This is a genomic window from Chelatococcus sp. GCM10030263 (assembly GCF_042666455.1).
Classification (GTDB): Bacteria; Pseudomonadota; Alphaproteobacteria; order Rhizobiales; family Beijerinckiaceae; genus Chelatococcus.
The window spans coordinates 224,926-239,980 of the sequence record NZ_JBHTDB010000016.1 but is presented as its reverse complement, the minus strand read 5'-3'; the positions used below and the strand labels follow the sequence as shown (position 1 = coordinate 239,980).

Annotated in this window: 15 protein-coding genes and 1 tRNA gene; 9 read left to right on the top strand and 7 right to left on the bottom strand. The window is 64.0% G+C overall.

Translation table 11 applies throughout. The features are described 5' to 3' along the window. Positions 1 to 235 precede the first annotated feature (235 nt). From ACFQU1_RS23525 to ACFQU1_RS23515, 3 genes are all read left to right on the top strand, one after another. Complete coding sequence (locus tag ACFQU1_RS23525; protein ID WP_378137349.1) at positions 236 to 2,671, top strand: hypothetical protein; 2,436 nt, start codon at positions 236 to 238, stop codon at positions 2,669 to 2,671. Between the two features lie 191 nt (positions 2,672 to 2,862). Then, the gene (locus tag ACFQU1_RS23520; protein ID WP_378137347.1) at positions 2,863 to 4,632 is read left to right on the top strand and encodes a type I secretion system permease/ATPase; all 1,770 of its coding nucleotides are present in this window, start codon (positions 2,863 to 2,865) and stop codon (positions 4,630 to 4,632) included. A 116-nt stretch (positions 4,633 to 4,748) separates the two neighbouring features. Then, entirely contained in the window at positions 4,749 to 6,257 is a 1,509-nt protein-coding gene (locus ACFQU1_RS23515) for an HlyD family type I secretion periplasmic adaptor subunit (RefSeq protein ID WP_378137345.1), read from the top strand. A gap of 122 nt (positions 6,258 to 6,379) precedes the next feature. Here the strand turns inward: ACFQU1_RS23515 and ACFQU1_RS23510 are convergent, their stop codons facing one another. After that, positions 6,380 to 7,264 carry a DUF72 domain-containing protein gene (locus ACFQU1_RS23510; protein WP_378137343.1) on the bottom strand — a complete coding sequence of 295 codons (885 nt, stop codon included), beginning with the start codon at positions 7,262 to 7,264 and terminating at the stop codon, positions 6,380 to 6,382. 218 nt (positions 7,265 to 7,482) lie between these two features. Between ACFQU1_RS23510 and ACFQU1_RS23505 the strand changes: the two genes are divergently transcribed. The 6 genes from ACFQU1_RS23505 to ACFQU1_RS23480 all read left to right on the top strand — a co-directional run bounded on the left by ACFQU1_RS23505 (position 7,483) and on the right by ACFQU1_RS23480 (position 11,100). Next, a complete protein-coding gene (locus tag ACFQU1_RS23505; protein WP_378137341.1) occupies positions 7,483 to 7,944 on the top strand; it encodes an AAC(3)-I family aminoglycoside N-acetyltransferase in 462 nt (153 codons plus the stop codon). A gap of 192 nt (positions 7,945 to 8,136) precedes the next feature. Then, a complete protein-coding gene (locus ACFQU1_RS23500) occupies positions 8,137 to 8,484 on the top strand; it encodes an ArsR/SmtB family transcription factor (RefSeq protein WP_378137339.1) in 348 nt (115 codons plus the stop codon). Continuing rightward, the gene (locus ACFQU1_RS23495) at positions 8,468 to 8,953 is read left to right on the top strand and encodes an SRPBCC domain-containing protein (RefSeq protein WP_378137337.1); all 486 of its coding nucleotides are present in this window, start codon (positions 8,468 to 8,470) and stop codon (positions 8,951 to 8,953) included. Before ACFQU1_RS23500 ends, ACFQU1_RS23495 begins: the two co-directional genes overlap by 17 nt. Beyond that, positions 8,950 to 9,393 carry a DoxX family protein gene (locus ACFQU1_RS23490; protein ID WP_378137335.1) on the top strand — a complete coding sequence of 148 codons (444 nt, stop codon included), beginning with the start codon at positions 8,950 to 8,952 and terminating at the stop codon, positions 9,391 to 9,393. The genes ACFQU1_RS23495 and ACFQU1_RS23490 overlap by 4 nt, the downstream gene beginning before the upstream one ends. A 48-nt stretch (positions 9,394 to 9,441) precedes the next feature. After that, complete coding sequence (locus ACFQU1_RS23485) at positions 9,442 to 9,867, top strand: VOC family protein (RefSeq protein ID WP_378137333.1); 426 nt, start codon at positions 9,442 to 9,444, stop codon at positions 9,865 to 9,867. Between the two features lie 381 nt (positions 9,868 to 10,248). After that, complete coding sequence (locus tag ACFQU1_RS23480; RefSeq protein WP_378137331.1) at positions 10,249 to 11,100, top strand: hypothetical protein; 852 nt, start codon at positions 10,249 to 10,251, stop codon at positions 11,098 to 11,100. A 389-nt stretch (positions 11,101 to 11,489) separates the two neighbouring features. Here the strand turns inward: ACFQU1_RS23480 and ACFQU1_RS23475 are convergent. From ACFQU1_RS23475 to nrdR, 6 genes are all read right to left on the bottom strand, one after another. After that, positions 11,490 to 11,579: transfer RNA gene (locus ACFQU1_RS23475), tRNA-Ser, on the bottom strand. 80 nt (positions 11,580 to 11,659) lie between these two features. Further along, the gene (gene nusB, locus ACFQU1_RS23470; protein WP_378137329.1) at positions 11,660 to 12,139 is read right to left on the bottom strand and encodes a transcription antitermination factor NusB; all 480 of its coding nucleotides are present in this window, start codon (positions 12,137 to 12,139) and stop codon (positions 11,660 to 11,662) included. Then, positions 12,139 to 12,636 (bottom strand): 6,7-dimethyl-8-ribityllumazine synthase, encoded by a 498-nt coding sequence (gene ribH / locus ACFQU1_RS23465; RefSeq protein ID WP_378137327.1) that lies wholly within the window; start codon positions 12,634 to 12,636, stop codon positions 12,139 to 12,141. Before ribH ends, nusB begins: the two co-directional genes overlap by 1 nt. Positions 12,637 to 12,706: 70 nt before the next feature. Continuing rightward, the gene (locus ACFQU1_RS23460) at positions 12,707 to 13,348 is read right to left on the bottom strand and encodes a riboflavin synthase (protein WP_378137325.1); all 642 of its coding nucleotides are present in this window, start codon (positions 13,346 to 13,348) and stop codon (positions 12,707 to 12,709) included. Beyond that, positions 13,330 to 14,490, bottom strand: a complete 1,161-nt coding sequence (gene ribD, locus ACFQU1_RS23455; protein ID WP_378137323.1) for a bifunctional diaminohydroxyphosphoribosylaminopyrimidine deaminase/5-amino-6-(5-phosphoribosylamino)uracil reductase RibD — start codon at positions 14,488 to 14,490, stop codon at positions 13,330 to 13,332. The genes ACFQU1_RS23460 and ribD overlap by 19 nt, the downstream gene beginning before the upstream one ends. Before the next feature lie 51 nt (positions 14,491 to 14,541). Continuing rightward, positions 14,542 to 15,039, bottom strand: coding sequence for a transcriptional regulator NrdR (nrdR, locus tag ACFQU1_RS23450; protein ID WP_378137321.1), 498 nt, complete (start codon positions 15,037 to 15,039; stop codon positions 14,542 to 14,544). Between the last annotated feature and the right edge of the window lie 16 nt (positions 15,040 to 15,055).

Here is a 15,055-nt window from a genome sequence, read left to right as displayed (position 1 = left end):
ACCCGCAACCCGTCGCGCCACCGGTCGGATTACTTCGCAAACAAATCACCGAGATATGAAAGTTGTTTTTTCAACACCAAAAAAGCCTACAAAAAATAATAGTTTAATCATTTTTAGCATTCCAGCCAATTATGAGGGCACTAACTGCTAATACAAGGAGATAATAGAGCCCTATTACTGTAATGTCTTTGATCACAAGGACGGGATATCATTTTCAACCTATAGGATATATTTCATGGCCCTCACTCCCGATGAGAATTCAGCTCTCAGCAACTCAACAACGACGGACCGGGCAGCTGTGATGCAGGCGATCGTCCGTCTCTACGAGACCGTGCACCAGCGTGTACCAGACGTCGCTAGATTGAATTCCTGGACGGCCGATTTCGAGAAGGGCGAGACGAATCTGGCCTCCCTTGCCGAGGTCCTGGTCAAATCGGACCAGTTCGCCCTGAAGCACAGTCATCAGGATAAGGAATCCTTGTTCCGAGGCTTCTTAGAAAATGCCCTAGGCGGTGAAAGCGACCTCACCACCCATGACGACCTCGCCTGGAGACAAGACTACCTCGAGCGCGATAGTTCTGAACTGGCGGCCATGATTTCCGAAAACCCGGCCGTCGTAGAACACATCCGACCCTATGTCGACGCCTTCCTGGTCACGCTTGGAGAGGACCAGCCCTTTACGGGCTCCGTCTACCAAATCCCATCGGTGAGGCCCAATCCAGCCACGGTCCTTCCTGTTTCGGCGGCTTCGGACGTTGTCGACGCCATCGTGAACAACGATCGCCCCGAGGAAATCGAGCAACCTGGAACAGCGAAAGAGGCGACTCCCGAGATTGCGCCGGTTGAACTCACCGAGCCAACCGAGACGCTGCCGACCTCTTCGGAGGACCTCCCAGTGGGAGCGGACATCCAGCGGGGGGGCACCGCTCCGGTTCCGGCGAGAGTAGGCGAGCGCGATCCCTCGCTCGAAATGACGGGCGAACTGCTGCCCGTCACCGCTCCACCGCCTTTGGAGATAGTCGCTCCTACCGAAGTGAAACCTGTTGAGACGGCTGCGGAGGCTGATGACAGACCCGAGCCCTCCAGAGTGGCGAAGGAGGCAGCCGCCGAGACTGCGCCGGCCGAGCTTACAGAGCCAACAGAGACGGCGCCGACCTCGTCGGAGGACCTCGCAGTGGGAACGGAGCTCCAGCGGGGGAGCGCTTCTCCACTTCTGCCGGAAGTCGGTGGGCGCGATCTTCCCCTCGACCGGACGGGCGATGCGCCGCCCGTAAGCGATCCGCCTTTGGAGAGAGAGGTTCCTATCGAAGTGGAGGACGAGCGGCCGTTGCGGGCCCTGCCCCAATCCTCTCCACAGGCACAAGATCTGGACGAACCGAGGAGCGCGCGACTGGAACCGTCGGCCGTCGCCCCTACGCCAGCCGCGGAAGCGCCTACCGAGCCCAAGATCCCTGACGCACCGTCGGAAGACGGCGAGATCGCCCCCGAGGTCGTCGCAGAGGAGATGACGGATCGCAAGACCGTGCAGTCCGAACCGCCGGTCGTTGTGGCCCCAGATCCGGATGCCCCCGTTGCCACCGACCCGAAGGCTGACAATCGCCTGATGACAGATCCGGCGGAGAGGGAGCGTTCGGATATCCCGCCAGCCACGGACGAGCCGGACGTGCAGGCGGTGCGGTGGCACAATGTATCGAAGCCGCAGGTCATTACCGCAAAGGTCGGCGAGGCGATCGGGCTGAGGCGGGAGCACACGATCCCCGCCGTTACTTATGAGGGATCCGAAGGCTCCGACGACCGCGCCTCCATTATCATCGATCAGGACCTCGGCCCGCTGCGGGTCGACGGCATCGAACATCTCAACATCATAGTGCGCGGGGAAAGTTCGCTGGTCTTGTATGCGGCCCAGGCGAAGACGATCACCGTCAGCGGAGAAGGGGCATTCAACCTCGCGCTCCCGGACAATGCACCGGCTGGCTTGACACTCCTCGACGCCTCCGCGCTCAAGGGAAATTTCGTCTTCAGTGCCAAGGAAAGTCAGCCCCTTCATGTAATCGGCGCGTCGGGCGACAACGAAATTGCGCTATCCGGCTCCCAGGACAATGTGGTAAAAACCTCCTCGGGCAACGACGTGATCCGCACGGGGGGTGGTGCGGACGATATTGATACGGGGGGCGGATCCGACACCGTGAGCGCGGGCGGTGGTGACGATGTCATCACTCTCGGCAGCGGAGCGGATAAAGTTGAAATTGCAACGGACACGACATCCACACTGAGTCTTGGTAACGGCAATATGACGAAGCTCGTCGGCTTCAATGCCGCCGAAGGCGATACGATCGTATTTCCGTTCCTTGATAAGGCCACCGTCCTCACCCCCGAAAATCAGACCGCTGTCCAGGCGGCCGCTGATAAATTCACGACTCATGCCAGCCTTTACCGGCTGCATAAGGCGGCGAAGGAAGAGGGAGGTCAGGATGACGGCCAGATCGGTACATTCGTGCACAACAACAAGACTTACGTGTTCATCGACAGCGCAAGCAACACGCTCATCGAGGCGATTGAGGTCTTGCAGCTGCCAGCCTCGTCCTTCGCCGATGCGCGAGGCCCGCTGACGAGTGAATTCGCGGTTGGCCTCGCCGGCGGAATAACCGTCGATCAGGCCGATCTGACCTGATGACCGACCCATCTCCGGGGTGCCCGCCGGAGACAGCTCACCCGATGGACGGCGGCATCAGCTCCGCCGTTCATTCCAGGGCGATCGAGCACCGGCAGAAATTGCTATTGAGATCGATTAGTCTGACACGCAGCATATACAGCGCTTCCTATAGTCTTTATTATCTCATTGTCCGAGTGGAGTAGGTCGTGATGGCTCAGGTCTCCCAAGCTTCACCGAACGCGGCGGCAAAAGGCCCGACCGCCTTGAACGCGGCGCTCAAGGCGACCCGTCCGGCCTTCATTACGGCCATCACCTTCAGTTTCTTCATCAATCTGCTCGGATTGACCGGCTCGCTCTACATGATGCAGGTCTATGACCGCGTCCTGACGAGCCGCAATCTGATGACGCTGGCGCTGCTGACGGTTCTCATCGCCTTCCTCTACATGGTCTCGGCTTCGCTGGAGTCCTTGCGCACCCGGCTCCTGGTGCGCGCCGGCGTGCGTTTCGACGAGGAGGTGAACGCTGAGGCTTTCAATGCCGTGCAGCGCGCCTCGGTGCGCCAGCCGGGCCCGGGGCACACCCAGGCGCTTCGCGACATCGACAGCATCCGCGAGTTCTTCACGGGTTCCGGGCTCATCACCTTCTGCGATGTGCCGTGGGTGCCGATCTACATCATCGCTGCGACGCTGCTCCATCCCTGGTACGGCATTCTCGCGGTAGCGACGGCGATCATCTCGGCCACCCTCGCCTTTTTCAACGACCGCGCCACCCGCCCAGTCCTCGACCAGGCGACCAAGGCCAATATCGTCGCTCACAACCATGCCCTCACTACCTTCCGCAATGCAGAGGTTTTGCATGCCATGGGCATGGTCGGCAGGCTGCGCGAGCGGTGGGTGAAGCACCACTACGAGGCGCTGGGTCATCAGGCGAATGCCTCCGACCGGGCGGGCTTCCTGATGGCCGGCATCAAGTTTAACCGCACCTTCATGCAGAGCCTCATTCTCGGTATCGGCGCCTATCTCGCCATTCAGCGCGAGATCTCGCCGGGCATGATGATCGCGGCGTCGATCCTCGTCGGCCGCTGCATCCAGCCTATCGAGATGGCGATCAACAATTGGAAGTCGCTGATCAGCATGCGATCGGCTTTCGAGCGGGTGCAATCCCTGCTGCGCGCCGTGCCGCCGCCCGGCGAGAGAATGCGCCTGCCCGATCCGAAGGGCGACCTGTCGGTCGAAAATCTGATCGTGCGCGTTCCCGGCCGTGATGTGCCGGTCCTGAAGGGTGTTTCCTTCAACATCAACGCCGGGACGGTGCTCGGCGTCATCGGTCCGAGCGCCGCCGGCAAATCGAGCTTGGCGCGCGCGCTCGTCGGGGTGTGGCCGGCCGCCTCAGGGGCAGTCCGCCTCGACGGTTCAGATCTCACCCACTGGGATCCGGAACAGCTCGGCAAGTTCCTCGGCTATCTGCCGCAAGATGTGGAATTGTTCGCCGGCACCATCGCCGAGAACATCGCCCGCTTCGGCGACACCAACGAAATCGCGATCGTGCGAGCCGCACAGCTCGCCGGCGTTCACGAAATGATCCAGCGCCTTCCGGAAGGCTACAACACGCAGATCGGCGAGAGCGGGCAGGTGCTCTCCGGCGGACAGCGGCAGCGCGTCGGGCTCGCCCGCGCACTCTACGGCCTGCCACCTATCCTGGTGCTCGATGAACCCAATGCGAGCCTCGACGCCGCAGGCGAACAGGCACTGATGAACGCCATCAGGCAGTTGAAAACAGCCGGACGCACCGTCGTCATCATCAGCCACAAGACCAATTCGCTCACCTTGTGCGACGCGATCCTCGTGCTGGCCGACGGGGCGGTGCAGGCTTTCGGCCCCCGGGACGAGGTGCTGGCACGGGTGCTCGGTCCGCGGATCGTCGGCACACCGCCCGCCGCGGGTCAAAGCGGGGTGGCCGCCGCAGCGGCGCCGGCCTGAAGACGGCCCGTATCGGAGCCGGCAAGATCGACGATCGCGAAGTTTGATAGTTCTTGCAAATCCTCCGGCGCCACTGCTGCGCCGAACCGGTTTGCCCGCCAAGTCTGGGAGGCACCATGTCCAATATGTCCGAAGCGTCCCAACCCACCCCGCCCCCGGTGGCAGGAAAACTCGGCGCGTCGGCCAGCGCTGCGGACGAAGCCCAGCGCGCCGGTTTAGACGAATTGACCGGCGAGAGCCGGCCATCATCGGCCGATGGCATGGTCGATCCGGATCAATCGGCACGCGAGAAGAACGAGCCGGTTATTACCACCGCGAGCGGGCAAGCCATACCGAGCAGCGACTTCCGTCGCATCGCTCTCACCGGCTATGCCGTTATCGCGCTTACCTTCGGTGGTCTCGGCAGTTGGGCCGCGCTGGCCAATATCGATGCGGGCGTCGTCGCGCCCGGTCTCATTTCAGTCGAGAGCAAGCGCCAAGTCGTTCAACACCTCGAAGGCGGCATCATCAAAGAAATCAATGTTCGGGAAGGCCAGGAGGTGCGGGAGGGCGAGCTCCTGTTCCGCCTTGAGGATACGAGTGCGCTCGCCAACCGCGATTCCGTTCGCCATCAAGCCTATGCGGGCTGGGCCCTGGAGGCGCGGCTGGTCGCCGAGCGCGACGACGCGCCGACGATCGCCTTCCCGACGATGCTGACGGACAATCCCGACGACCCGGTCGTCAAGCGCGTGATCGGTGACGAAACGGCCCAGTTTCGCGATCGCAGGGCGTCGATTCAAGGCCAGCTCGGCATCATCAGCGAGCGGATCGGCCAGCTTCATTCCGAGCTCGACGGCTTGGAACGGGAACGCAAGTCCGCGGAACAGCAGCTCTATTTCATCAATGATGAGCTGCAGGGCATCCGTGAGCTCGCTTTGAAGGGGCTCGTGCCGAAGTCGCGCCAATCGGCGCTCGAGCGCGAAAAGGCCCGCCTCGACGGCGTCGTCGGCCGCAATCTGGCCGATGCAGCCAAGGCGCAGAACAACATCGGCGAGATGGAGCTCCAGGCCCAGCAGATCAAGCAGAAGTTCCAGGAGGATGTCGGCTCGCAACTGCTCGACATCCGCCAAAAGCTCGGCGATCTGCGCGAGAAGCTGAATATCGCCGAGGACGTGCTGCGCCGCACCGAAATTCGCGCCCCGCGCTCCGGCGAGGCTCAGAACGTCAACCCGCGCATCTATACCATCGGCGCGGTGGTGAAGCCCGGCGACACGCTGCTCGAGATCGTGCCCGAGGATGACGAACTCATTGTCGAGGCCCATGTCCAGGTCAACGACATCGACAACCTGCGCGGCGAAGCCTCCTCGGAGGTGAGATTCCCTGCCTTTCATTCCCGCACGACGCCGCTCATTCTCGGTAGGCTGCGCAATGTCTCGCGGGACCGCCTCGTCGACGAGACGACGCGCGAGCCCTACTATCTCGCTCAGGTCGCCGTCGCCGATACGGATATTCCCGAGGCGCTCAGGGGACGCCTGCGTCCGGGCATGCCGGCCGAGGTCATCTTCAACACGGGCGAGCGCACGGTGATGAGCTATCTCGTGCGCCCCTTGACCGACGCCTTGTCGAAAGCCTTCCGCGAGCATTGAAGCGGCGGGCATAAGCGCTCTTCTAGAGACGCGGATCGCGGCTCGCGTTGGAAAACGCGATAGAGGCTGGAGTTCTGTTCGCGCTTCAAGGAAGCGCAAAAAACCTTCAGCGGCGCACGGCCCTATTCAGCCATGCGCGCGAGCCGCGCCGCTAAGGCCGAGGCGTCGGCCGGCGCCCTCACCTTCGCGTCGTTGTCGAAGTAGACGAAGACATCCCGCCCGGCACGGCGCGGCCTGGTCGGCGGGAGAACGCGCTCGGCGTCCTCCGGTTCGCGCCCATGCGCCCAGGCGTGAACGCGGGCAGCCCAGCGGTCGAGCGCCTCGTCGTCATAGCCGCTCACATAGAGCTCTTCCGAGCCGTGCAGCCGGCAATAGACGAAGTCGGCGGTCACATCCATCAGCAGCGGCCAGTCGACCGTGTCCGCGCAGACCAGCGCCCCATTGTAGCGGCGCAGCAGTTCGATAAAGGCGGGCGCGCGAAAACTCTCGTTCCGGATTTCAAAGGCATGGCGAAGCGGCTGTTCGACGTCGCTCTCGAGCCAGTCGCGCCCGTCGAGCCGCGCATCGTGGCGCCGCGCCAAAGCCGAGGCTTCCGCTGTGTTGCGCGGCAGGAGCTTGAGAAAAGCCTCGAAGCGCTCGGCATCGAAAGGCATCCGCTCGGGGAATTGCCAAAGGATGGGACCGAGCTTCGGACCGAGCCGGAGAAGGCCGGAGGCCATGAAATTCGCGAGCGGCGTCTCCACGTCCTTGAGCTTCAGCATATGCGTGATGTAGCGCGAAGCCTTGATGGCGAAGACGAAATCATCCGGTGTCTCCTCGCGCCAACGGGCGAAGCTTTCCGGGCGCTGTAGCCCATAGAACGTGCCGTTGACTTCGACCGAGCGGAAATGCTCGGCCGCATAGGCGAGTTCCTTCTTGTGGGGCAGACCCTTGGGATAGAAAACGCCGCGCCAGCGGCCGTAGGTCCAGCCGGAGATGCCGATGCGGATCGTCCCTGCCTTGGCCATCGCCGACGCATACTCACCCCGTTACCGCAACACCGAAACGGCCTCGCAACGGCTATCGTTCCCGCGCAGCTCGGTGAAACTCCTTGGTAGAGCCAGTCGCGAAATCGAGGGTAGAGCCAGTCGCGAAATCGAGCGGCCGGCGGCGCGCCGGTGCGGTCACCCGTTCTGTCGCGGTAACAGGGATTGGGCTATGGTCGCGCGCATTGCCGGAGAAGGCCATGACGCAGACATCCTCTACCCTTCACCGATTGACCGGTGACGATATCGCGCTGTTCCGCGAAATGCTGGCCGTCATGGGCCAGGCCTTCGATGAGTTCGACACCTATACGGGCGCGCAACCGGACACGGCCTATCTGCGCAAGCTGCTGGCCGGGGAACATTTCATTGCCCTGGCGGCACTGGAGGCCGGCACCGTGATCGGCGGACTTGCGGCCTATGAACTGCCGAAATTCGAGCAGGCGCGCAGCGAGATCTATATCTACGACCTGGCTGTCGCCTCATCCCATCGCCGAAAGGGCGTGGCGACCGCCCTGATCAACCGGCTCAAGACCATAGGCGCGGCACGCGGTGCCTATGTCATCTTCGTCCAGGCCGATCCTCCGGATGAACCTGCCGTCGCGCTCTATGACAAGCTCGGCGTCAGGGAGGAAGTTTTGCATTTCGACATTCCGATCGACTGAGCAGCCCGGGGCAAACGGGCGAGCTCCCGCCGGATCCGGCCATCGCCGGACGTCTCGTCAGGCGTGAAAATCAGCGGAATACCGGCCACCTGCCCTTCTTCGCTGAGCTGCGCGCTTGCGAGCGGACACAGCCCGGTGCTTGACAGCCTTCCGCCGCGTACTTAACACTCCTGTTAAATACGAGGATTGCCGTTGCAGACCGATACCTTGAGCATCCAGTTCGCGGCCCTCGCGGACCCGACACGCCGGGCGATACTTGCCCGGCTAAGTAAAGGCGAGGCGTCGGTGAACGATCTGGCGGCGCCCTTCGCGATGAGCCTGCCGGCCATCTCGCGGCACCTCAAGGTGCTGGAGAATGCCGGCCTCGTCAGTCGCGGCCGCACCGCGCAATGGCGGCCGGCCAAGATCGAACCGCTTGCGATGAAGGGGATCGCCGACTGGATCGATCAGTATCGTCACTTCTGGGAATCGAGCTTCGAACGGCTGGACGTCTACCTTAAGAGCATTCAACCGGCTGGCGACGATGGCGCCCCCCACTGAGGGCCCTGCCCCGCCGTCGCTCCACCTGCGCCGCACCTTCGATGCGCCGCGCGAACTCGTCTGGCACGCCTGGACGCGGCCGGAGATGCTGATCGCATGGTTCGGGCCGCCCGAATGGCCGGCGGTGCACACCGAGCAGGACTTGCGTCCGGGCGGTGCCTGGCGCGCCTGCTTGCGCTCGCCGACGGAGGATCGCCTGCTCTGGCAGGGCGGCATCTACCGCGAGGTCGTTCCGCCCGAGCGGCTGGTGTTCAGCTTCAAATGGGAGAGCGACGACCATGAGGACGGCACCCCGGTCGAGACGCTCGTAACCGTCGTCCTCACCCCGCTCCCCGATGGGCGGACGCAAATGGACTTCACGCAGCAGGGATTGAAGTCCGAGCAAAGCCTTGCCGGGCACCGCCACGGCTGGACGGGCACTTTCGACCGGCTCGCGCACTGGCTGCATAAACACGGGAGGACAGCATGAACACGCCCGCGATGCTCTGGACCGGTCGCATTCTGACCGGGCTTTTCGCCCTCTTCCTGCTGGGCGCCTCCATCGCTCCCAAGCTGCTCCAATTGCCTGTGGCGGAGGAAACGATGGCCCAGCTTGGCTGGCCTCCCGGCTATGCTTTCATGATCGGCATCATCGAGCTGACCTGCCTCGTGCTCTACCTCGCCCCACGCACAAGGCTGCTCGGCGCGGTGCTGATGATGGGACTGCTCGGGGGCGCCATGGCGACCCAGATCCGGGCCGGCAGCCCGCTCTTCAGCCATATCCTGTTCAGCGTCTATCTCGGACTGTTCATGTGGGGCGGCCTCTGGCTCCGCGACCCGCGCCTCAGGGCCCTGTTTCCCGTTGTACGGGAGCCGTCCGGCAAAGCTGACTCAACAGGGGCGGCGCCGTTGCGAGCCACCGGCCAGTAAGATGTGCGCAGCGCAGAGGCAAGGAGCCTCGATCAAAGGAGACGAGCGATGCCCAAGATGATCTTCGTGAATCTGCCGGTGAAGGATCTCGCCGCTTCCGCCCGCTTTTATCAGGCGATCGGTTGTGAGAAAAACGAGCAGTTCAGTGACCAGAACGCAGCTTCCATGGTCTGGTCGGACGTGATCACCTTCCAACTGCTGACACGCGACTACTTTTCGACCTTCACCTCGAAGCAGATCCCCGACGCGCATGCCACCTGCCAGGTGCTGCTCTGCCTGTCGCGCGATAGCCGCGCAGAGGTGGACGCGCTCGCCGAAACCGCGGCAAAGGCCGGCGGCAAGGCAGATATCCGCGAGCCGATGGATTTGGGCTTCATGTACAACCGCACCTTCGAGGATCCCGACGGCCATGTGTTCGAGTTGGTGTGGATGGACCCTCAAGCCATGATGGGTGGCGACAACGCCTCGGCCTGACGAGCCGGCGCGCACGTCACATTTGGTCCATTCCGAGACGGCAAAAATGGCCTCATCGCGGCCCATGCGGCAGTCGGTGTGAAGCGCAAGAATGGACGCCACCGCAGGCATGGCCGGGAATGGCTGCCAACAGCCGGGACGCCGCTGCCTAAACGCAATTGCTTGGCATCGTGGGCCGGGGCACGCGGCTTGGGCCGAACTCAAACTGACGCGCCTCGCGTTTGCGGGACGCGTCGTTGATCGAAGGCTAAGCACGAGCCTTGCCATAAGGCTCAAGTCGTATACTCGTAACAGAAGCGTGGGCACTTACCGACACGCCCGGCTGAGCTGACAGTGCCGTCGTCACCCGCCGAACCCAGCCACGGTGAAGTAGGGGTTTTTATGGGCAAAGGCGCGGTTGATCTTGAGCCTCTCGACCCTGCGACGCGTGCGACCGACCTTCGATTCGCGATCGTGACAGTGGGAGCTCTCTTCGTCACGCACGCTATTGCCTTCTTCTTGCATGAGTATTCTCATGCTGCAATGGCGTGGCTGCTCGGGTTCAAGTCGAACCCCCTGCACCTTCATTACGGTCATCTGGATTTATCGAACATCCTGCTGCAACAGGAGATCGACGAGAATGTCGACTATAAGCCGATATTCGATGCCGGGCATGGCTATGCCGCGGCGGCGATCGCGCTGTCTGGTGCAGCGATAGGCAACGGCGTTCTCTACGTGGCCCTCAGGCTGATCCTGAGGCGACATCTGTCCCGGATGCGGCCCGCAAGTGCATTGTTTCTATTCTGGCTGGCGCTCATGGCCTGCGCCAATCTCTGGAGCTATGCGCCCGTGCGTACGATTACGACGCATGGCGATATGGCGCTTGCCGCCCAGGGGCTCGGCATCTCTGCCTGGACACTGTTTCCGTTCGTGGTTCTGCCATCCGTATGGGCGGCCTGGGATTTTTTCCGCCGCCTCGCGCCTGTTGTCCTGGATAAGGTCTACAGCGACGATGTGCTCCGCCGTCAGTTCGTGATGACGATCGCCTGTTTCATATTCTTCGGCTTTTATGGTGGTTGCCCCGCCGTGGGCGGCAATTACGGCAACGTCGCCGCGGTCTTCTCGATTATTTCTATGCTTGTGCTGTTCCCTATCGCTCTCATGATGACGCTTTCGCCGCTGCGCGTGGGGCCGGCGAGCGTCGGCTCGATGCGGTCGGGCATGGGCTCCGTCAGCGCGAAGAGCTCCTACTGACAGCCGGACTTCAGGCCTGCTCGTCGATCGCGACACGGCGGATGCTCATGCGCGACGGTTGGCGCGCTCAAGCATGCCGATGCCAAGGCCATGCGCTAAGCGTCGGATCGTCCCGGCGGCCCACTCGGCACATCAATTTGGCCGACGCCGACTCCGCCAGCGTAAGGCAGCTATCCGGTCTCGTCGCGCCAGGCGCACAGGTTGCCCAACCGCCGCCCATGGCTTGGCTCGGCTGATAGCCGACCACGATGAACTCGACGCGCATGCGCCCGCTGCAGCACGTCAATGAGTCAGAAGCAGACACCGCGGCATGGCCCGGCTTTGGTTGCGGTAGGACGATTCGGACCGTTTTGGCTTTGACGGTGGAGTGCTCAATAATCAACGGCATTTGGCGGAGAGGGTGGGATTCGAACCCACGGTACGGTTGCCCGCACGGCGGTTTTCAAGACCGCTGCCTTCAACCACTCGGCCACCTCTCCGTCGCACCTGTTCTGACGCGGCGCCGGTCGATTGACAAGAGGCAGCGAGGGCCGGCGAGGTACCGCGCCGGCCCGGATCGTCAGTTGCGCGGTGCGAGCTCGCCCGGCCGCACCTCGCGAGCGATCGCATCGAGCACGCCATTGACGAAGCCCGGCTCGTCCTCGCTGTAGAAGGCGCGGGAAACGTCGACATATTCGGTGATCACCACCCTGGCGGGCACGTCGGGGCGGAACATCAGTTCGTAGCAGCCAGCACGCAGCACCGCGCGCAGCACAATTTCCACTCGCGTCAGCGGCCAGCCCTTGGCGAGCGCGGCATCCACACGGCGATCGACCGGCTTCTGCTCACGCACGACGCCAGCGACGATGTCGCGGAAGAAGGCGGCCTCCGCCTGCTTGAACGACATGCCGTCGATTTCGAGGCCCATCCAGTGGTTCTCGAATTCGGCAACCGCCTCCAGCACGCCCGTGCCGGCGACATCCATTTCGTAAAGCGCCTGCACTGCCGCCAGACGGGCGGCGCTGCGTCGTTCCCCTTTCGACAAGGTCGCGTTCGCCATCACGCCCGCGTCCCGCTCATGAGGTCGCGCTTGATGCGCAGCACCGCGAGCGCTGCAATAGCGGCGCCGCCGCCCTTGTCCTGCTCGTTGACGCGCGCCCTCGCCCAGGCCTGCGCGTCGTTCTCGACCGTCAGGATGCCGTTGCCGAAAGGCAGCCGCCGCCCCACTGCGAGATCCATCAAGGCGCGGGCGCTCTCGTTCGCCACTATGTCGTAATGGCCGGTTTCGCCGCGAATGACGCAACCGAGCGCCACCGCCGCGTCATAAGGCGCCCCTTTGGCCTCCGCTGCATCCAGAGCGATGGCCAGCGCCGCCGGCAATTCGAGCGCGCCGGGCACGGTGAGGACATCGGCGACAGCGCCCGCCGCCGCGAGCGCCTGACGGGCGCCCCGCAGAAGCTCATCCGCGAGGTCGTCATAGAACCGTGCTTCGACGATGAGCACGCGCGCGCCGGCGGCGTCAGGAACGAACGGCTGGCTTTGGCGTGGAACTGCCATGGGAAAGATCGAACCTCGAACTGCAATCGTGAGGGGTCGGTCGGAAGAACGCGTCGTCGAACCGCCTTGCTCAGTAGCCCGCCGCCCGCGCCTCTGCAAGGCGCGCGGCGTAGCGCGCCATGAGATCGACCTCGAGATTGAGCTCGTCGCCCGGGCGACGGTCCGCCCAGGTGGTGACGTCCAGCGTATGCGGAATGAGGAGAACCGAGAACTGCCTATCCTCGACGCTGTTGACGGTCAGCGAACAGCCATCGAGGGCGACAGACCCCTTGGCAGCGATGAAAGCGGCCACCTCCCGCGGAACGCGGATATCGAAACGCGCCGTCGCGCCCCATGCGCCATCGGTGGTTCCCGTGACATCCTCGCGCGCCACAATGGTGGCGATCGCATCCACATGGCCCGTGACGATATGCCCACCGAGTTCGTCGCCTATCTTGAGCGAGCGCTCGAGATTGATACGCGTGCCGACGGTCCAACGGCCAACGGTGGTACGCGCCAGCGTTTCCGCCGCGGCATCGATCTCGAACCAGGCGCCGCCCTCGCACGGCCCCACGGCCGTCACCGTGAGGCATGGGCCGGAACAGGCGATCGAGGCGCCGATCGCGATGCTCTCGGGTGCATAGTGGCAGGCGATGCGTAGCCGGCGCAGTGTTCCCTGGTAGTCCTCGGCGGCGATGATCTTGCCGATGTCGGTCACGATGCCGGTGAACATAGGGCGGGCCTTTCCAGATGCGCGAACCTGTCGCCGGCAATCAGGTAGCTGTCGACGGCGGTGAAGGTGCCGTTGCCGAGGGCCGCGGCAAGATGGGGACCGAAAGCGGAAATGCCAAGAGGGGCGGCTGCATCGTCGAGCCGTCTTGTACTCGTAATCGTGATCAGTTCGTCGACGAGCCCGGCGCCGGCCAGCGCATCCGCGAGACGCGGGCCGCCCTCGCAGAAGATGCGGGTGAGGCCACGGATGCCGAGGAGCTGCAGGGCGGCAGCGAGATCGACCTGGCCGTCCACTGTTGCGACGCGCATCACCTCGACGCCGGCCGCCACCAGCGCGCGCTCCGTCCCCACCGGCGCGGCAGTGCCCGCGATGATCCAGGTCGGCCGCTCGCGGGCCGTCGCGACGAGGCGGGCCGTCAGCGGTGTCCTGAGATGCGTATCGATGACGATCCGGATGGGCGAACGCTCGGCGAGCCCCGGCAGGCGCACGGTCAGCAGGGGATCATCGGCGATCACCGTGCCGATGCCCACCATCACCGCATCCGCATGGGCGCGCATGAGATGCACGCGCGCATTCGCCGCCGGGTCGGTAATGAGGAGGCGCTCGCCGGCGAGCCCGGCATAACCGTCTGCAGTTGCGGCGAGCTTCAGCGTCACCGCCGGCCGCCCTTGCCGCACCCGCAGGACATGGCCGCGATGGCAGCGCGCGGCTTCCGCCGCGAGCACGCCGGTATCAACCGCGATGCCCGCCGCACGCAGCTTGGCATGCCCGCCTCCGGCGACCCGCGGATCGGGATCCTCGATGGCCGAGACGACGCGGGCGATGCCGGCGGCGATCACCGCATCCGCGCAGGGGCCTGCACGCCCCCAGTGAGAACAGGGCTCCAGGGCGACATAAAGCGTCGCGCCCCGCGCAGCATCTCCCGCGGCGGCGAGTGCCACGGGCTCGCCATGCGGGCGCCCGCCGGGCTGCGTCATACCACGGCCGACGATGACCGGCCCCGTCGGGCTGTTGCGCGTCACGATCGCGCCCACTGACGGATTGGACCAGGTGAGCCCGAGATGCCGGGCGCCGAGCGCCAGCGCATCGCGCATGAAGCGGATGTCGGCAGCGGGATCGGCGCTCAGGACCGGTGATGGCATGCGAAACCGTGACACGAAAGCTGGACGGACAGAAGGACAGCGATCTGCCGATCAGCGATCCTTCGTGGCGGCCTCCGCCTCACCCTCCCCGCCCGGCTCCTCCAGAGCGAGCTCGCCGATCAGCGCCTTGAAATCCTGGGGCTCGCGGAAATTCCGATAGACAGAGGCAAAGCGCACATAGGCGACCGTGTCCAGATTGCGCAGCGCCTTCATGACCACCTCGCCGATCATCTGGCTCGTCACCTCCGGCTCGCCGGTGCTTTCGAGCTGCCGAACGACGCCGTTGATCAAGCGCTCCACCCGTTCCGGATCGACAGGCCGCTTGCGCAGGGAGACGCTGACGGATCGGGTGAGCTTGTCGCGGTCGAAGGGCACACGCCGGCCGGAGCGCTTGAGCACCATGAGCTCGCGCAACTGCACGCGTTCGAAGGTGGTGAAACGCCCGCCGCAATCCGGGCAGATGCGGCGGCGACGGATCGACGAATGGTCATCCGTCGGACGCGAGTCCTTCACCTGCGTGTCTTGATTGCCGCAGAAGGGGCAACGCATGGTTCACTCCGCGGCC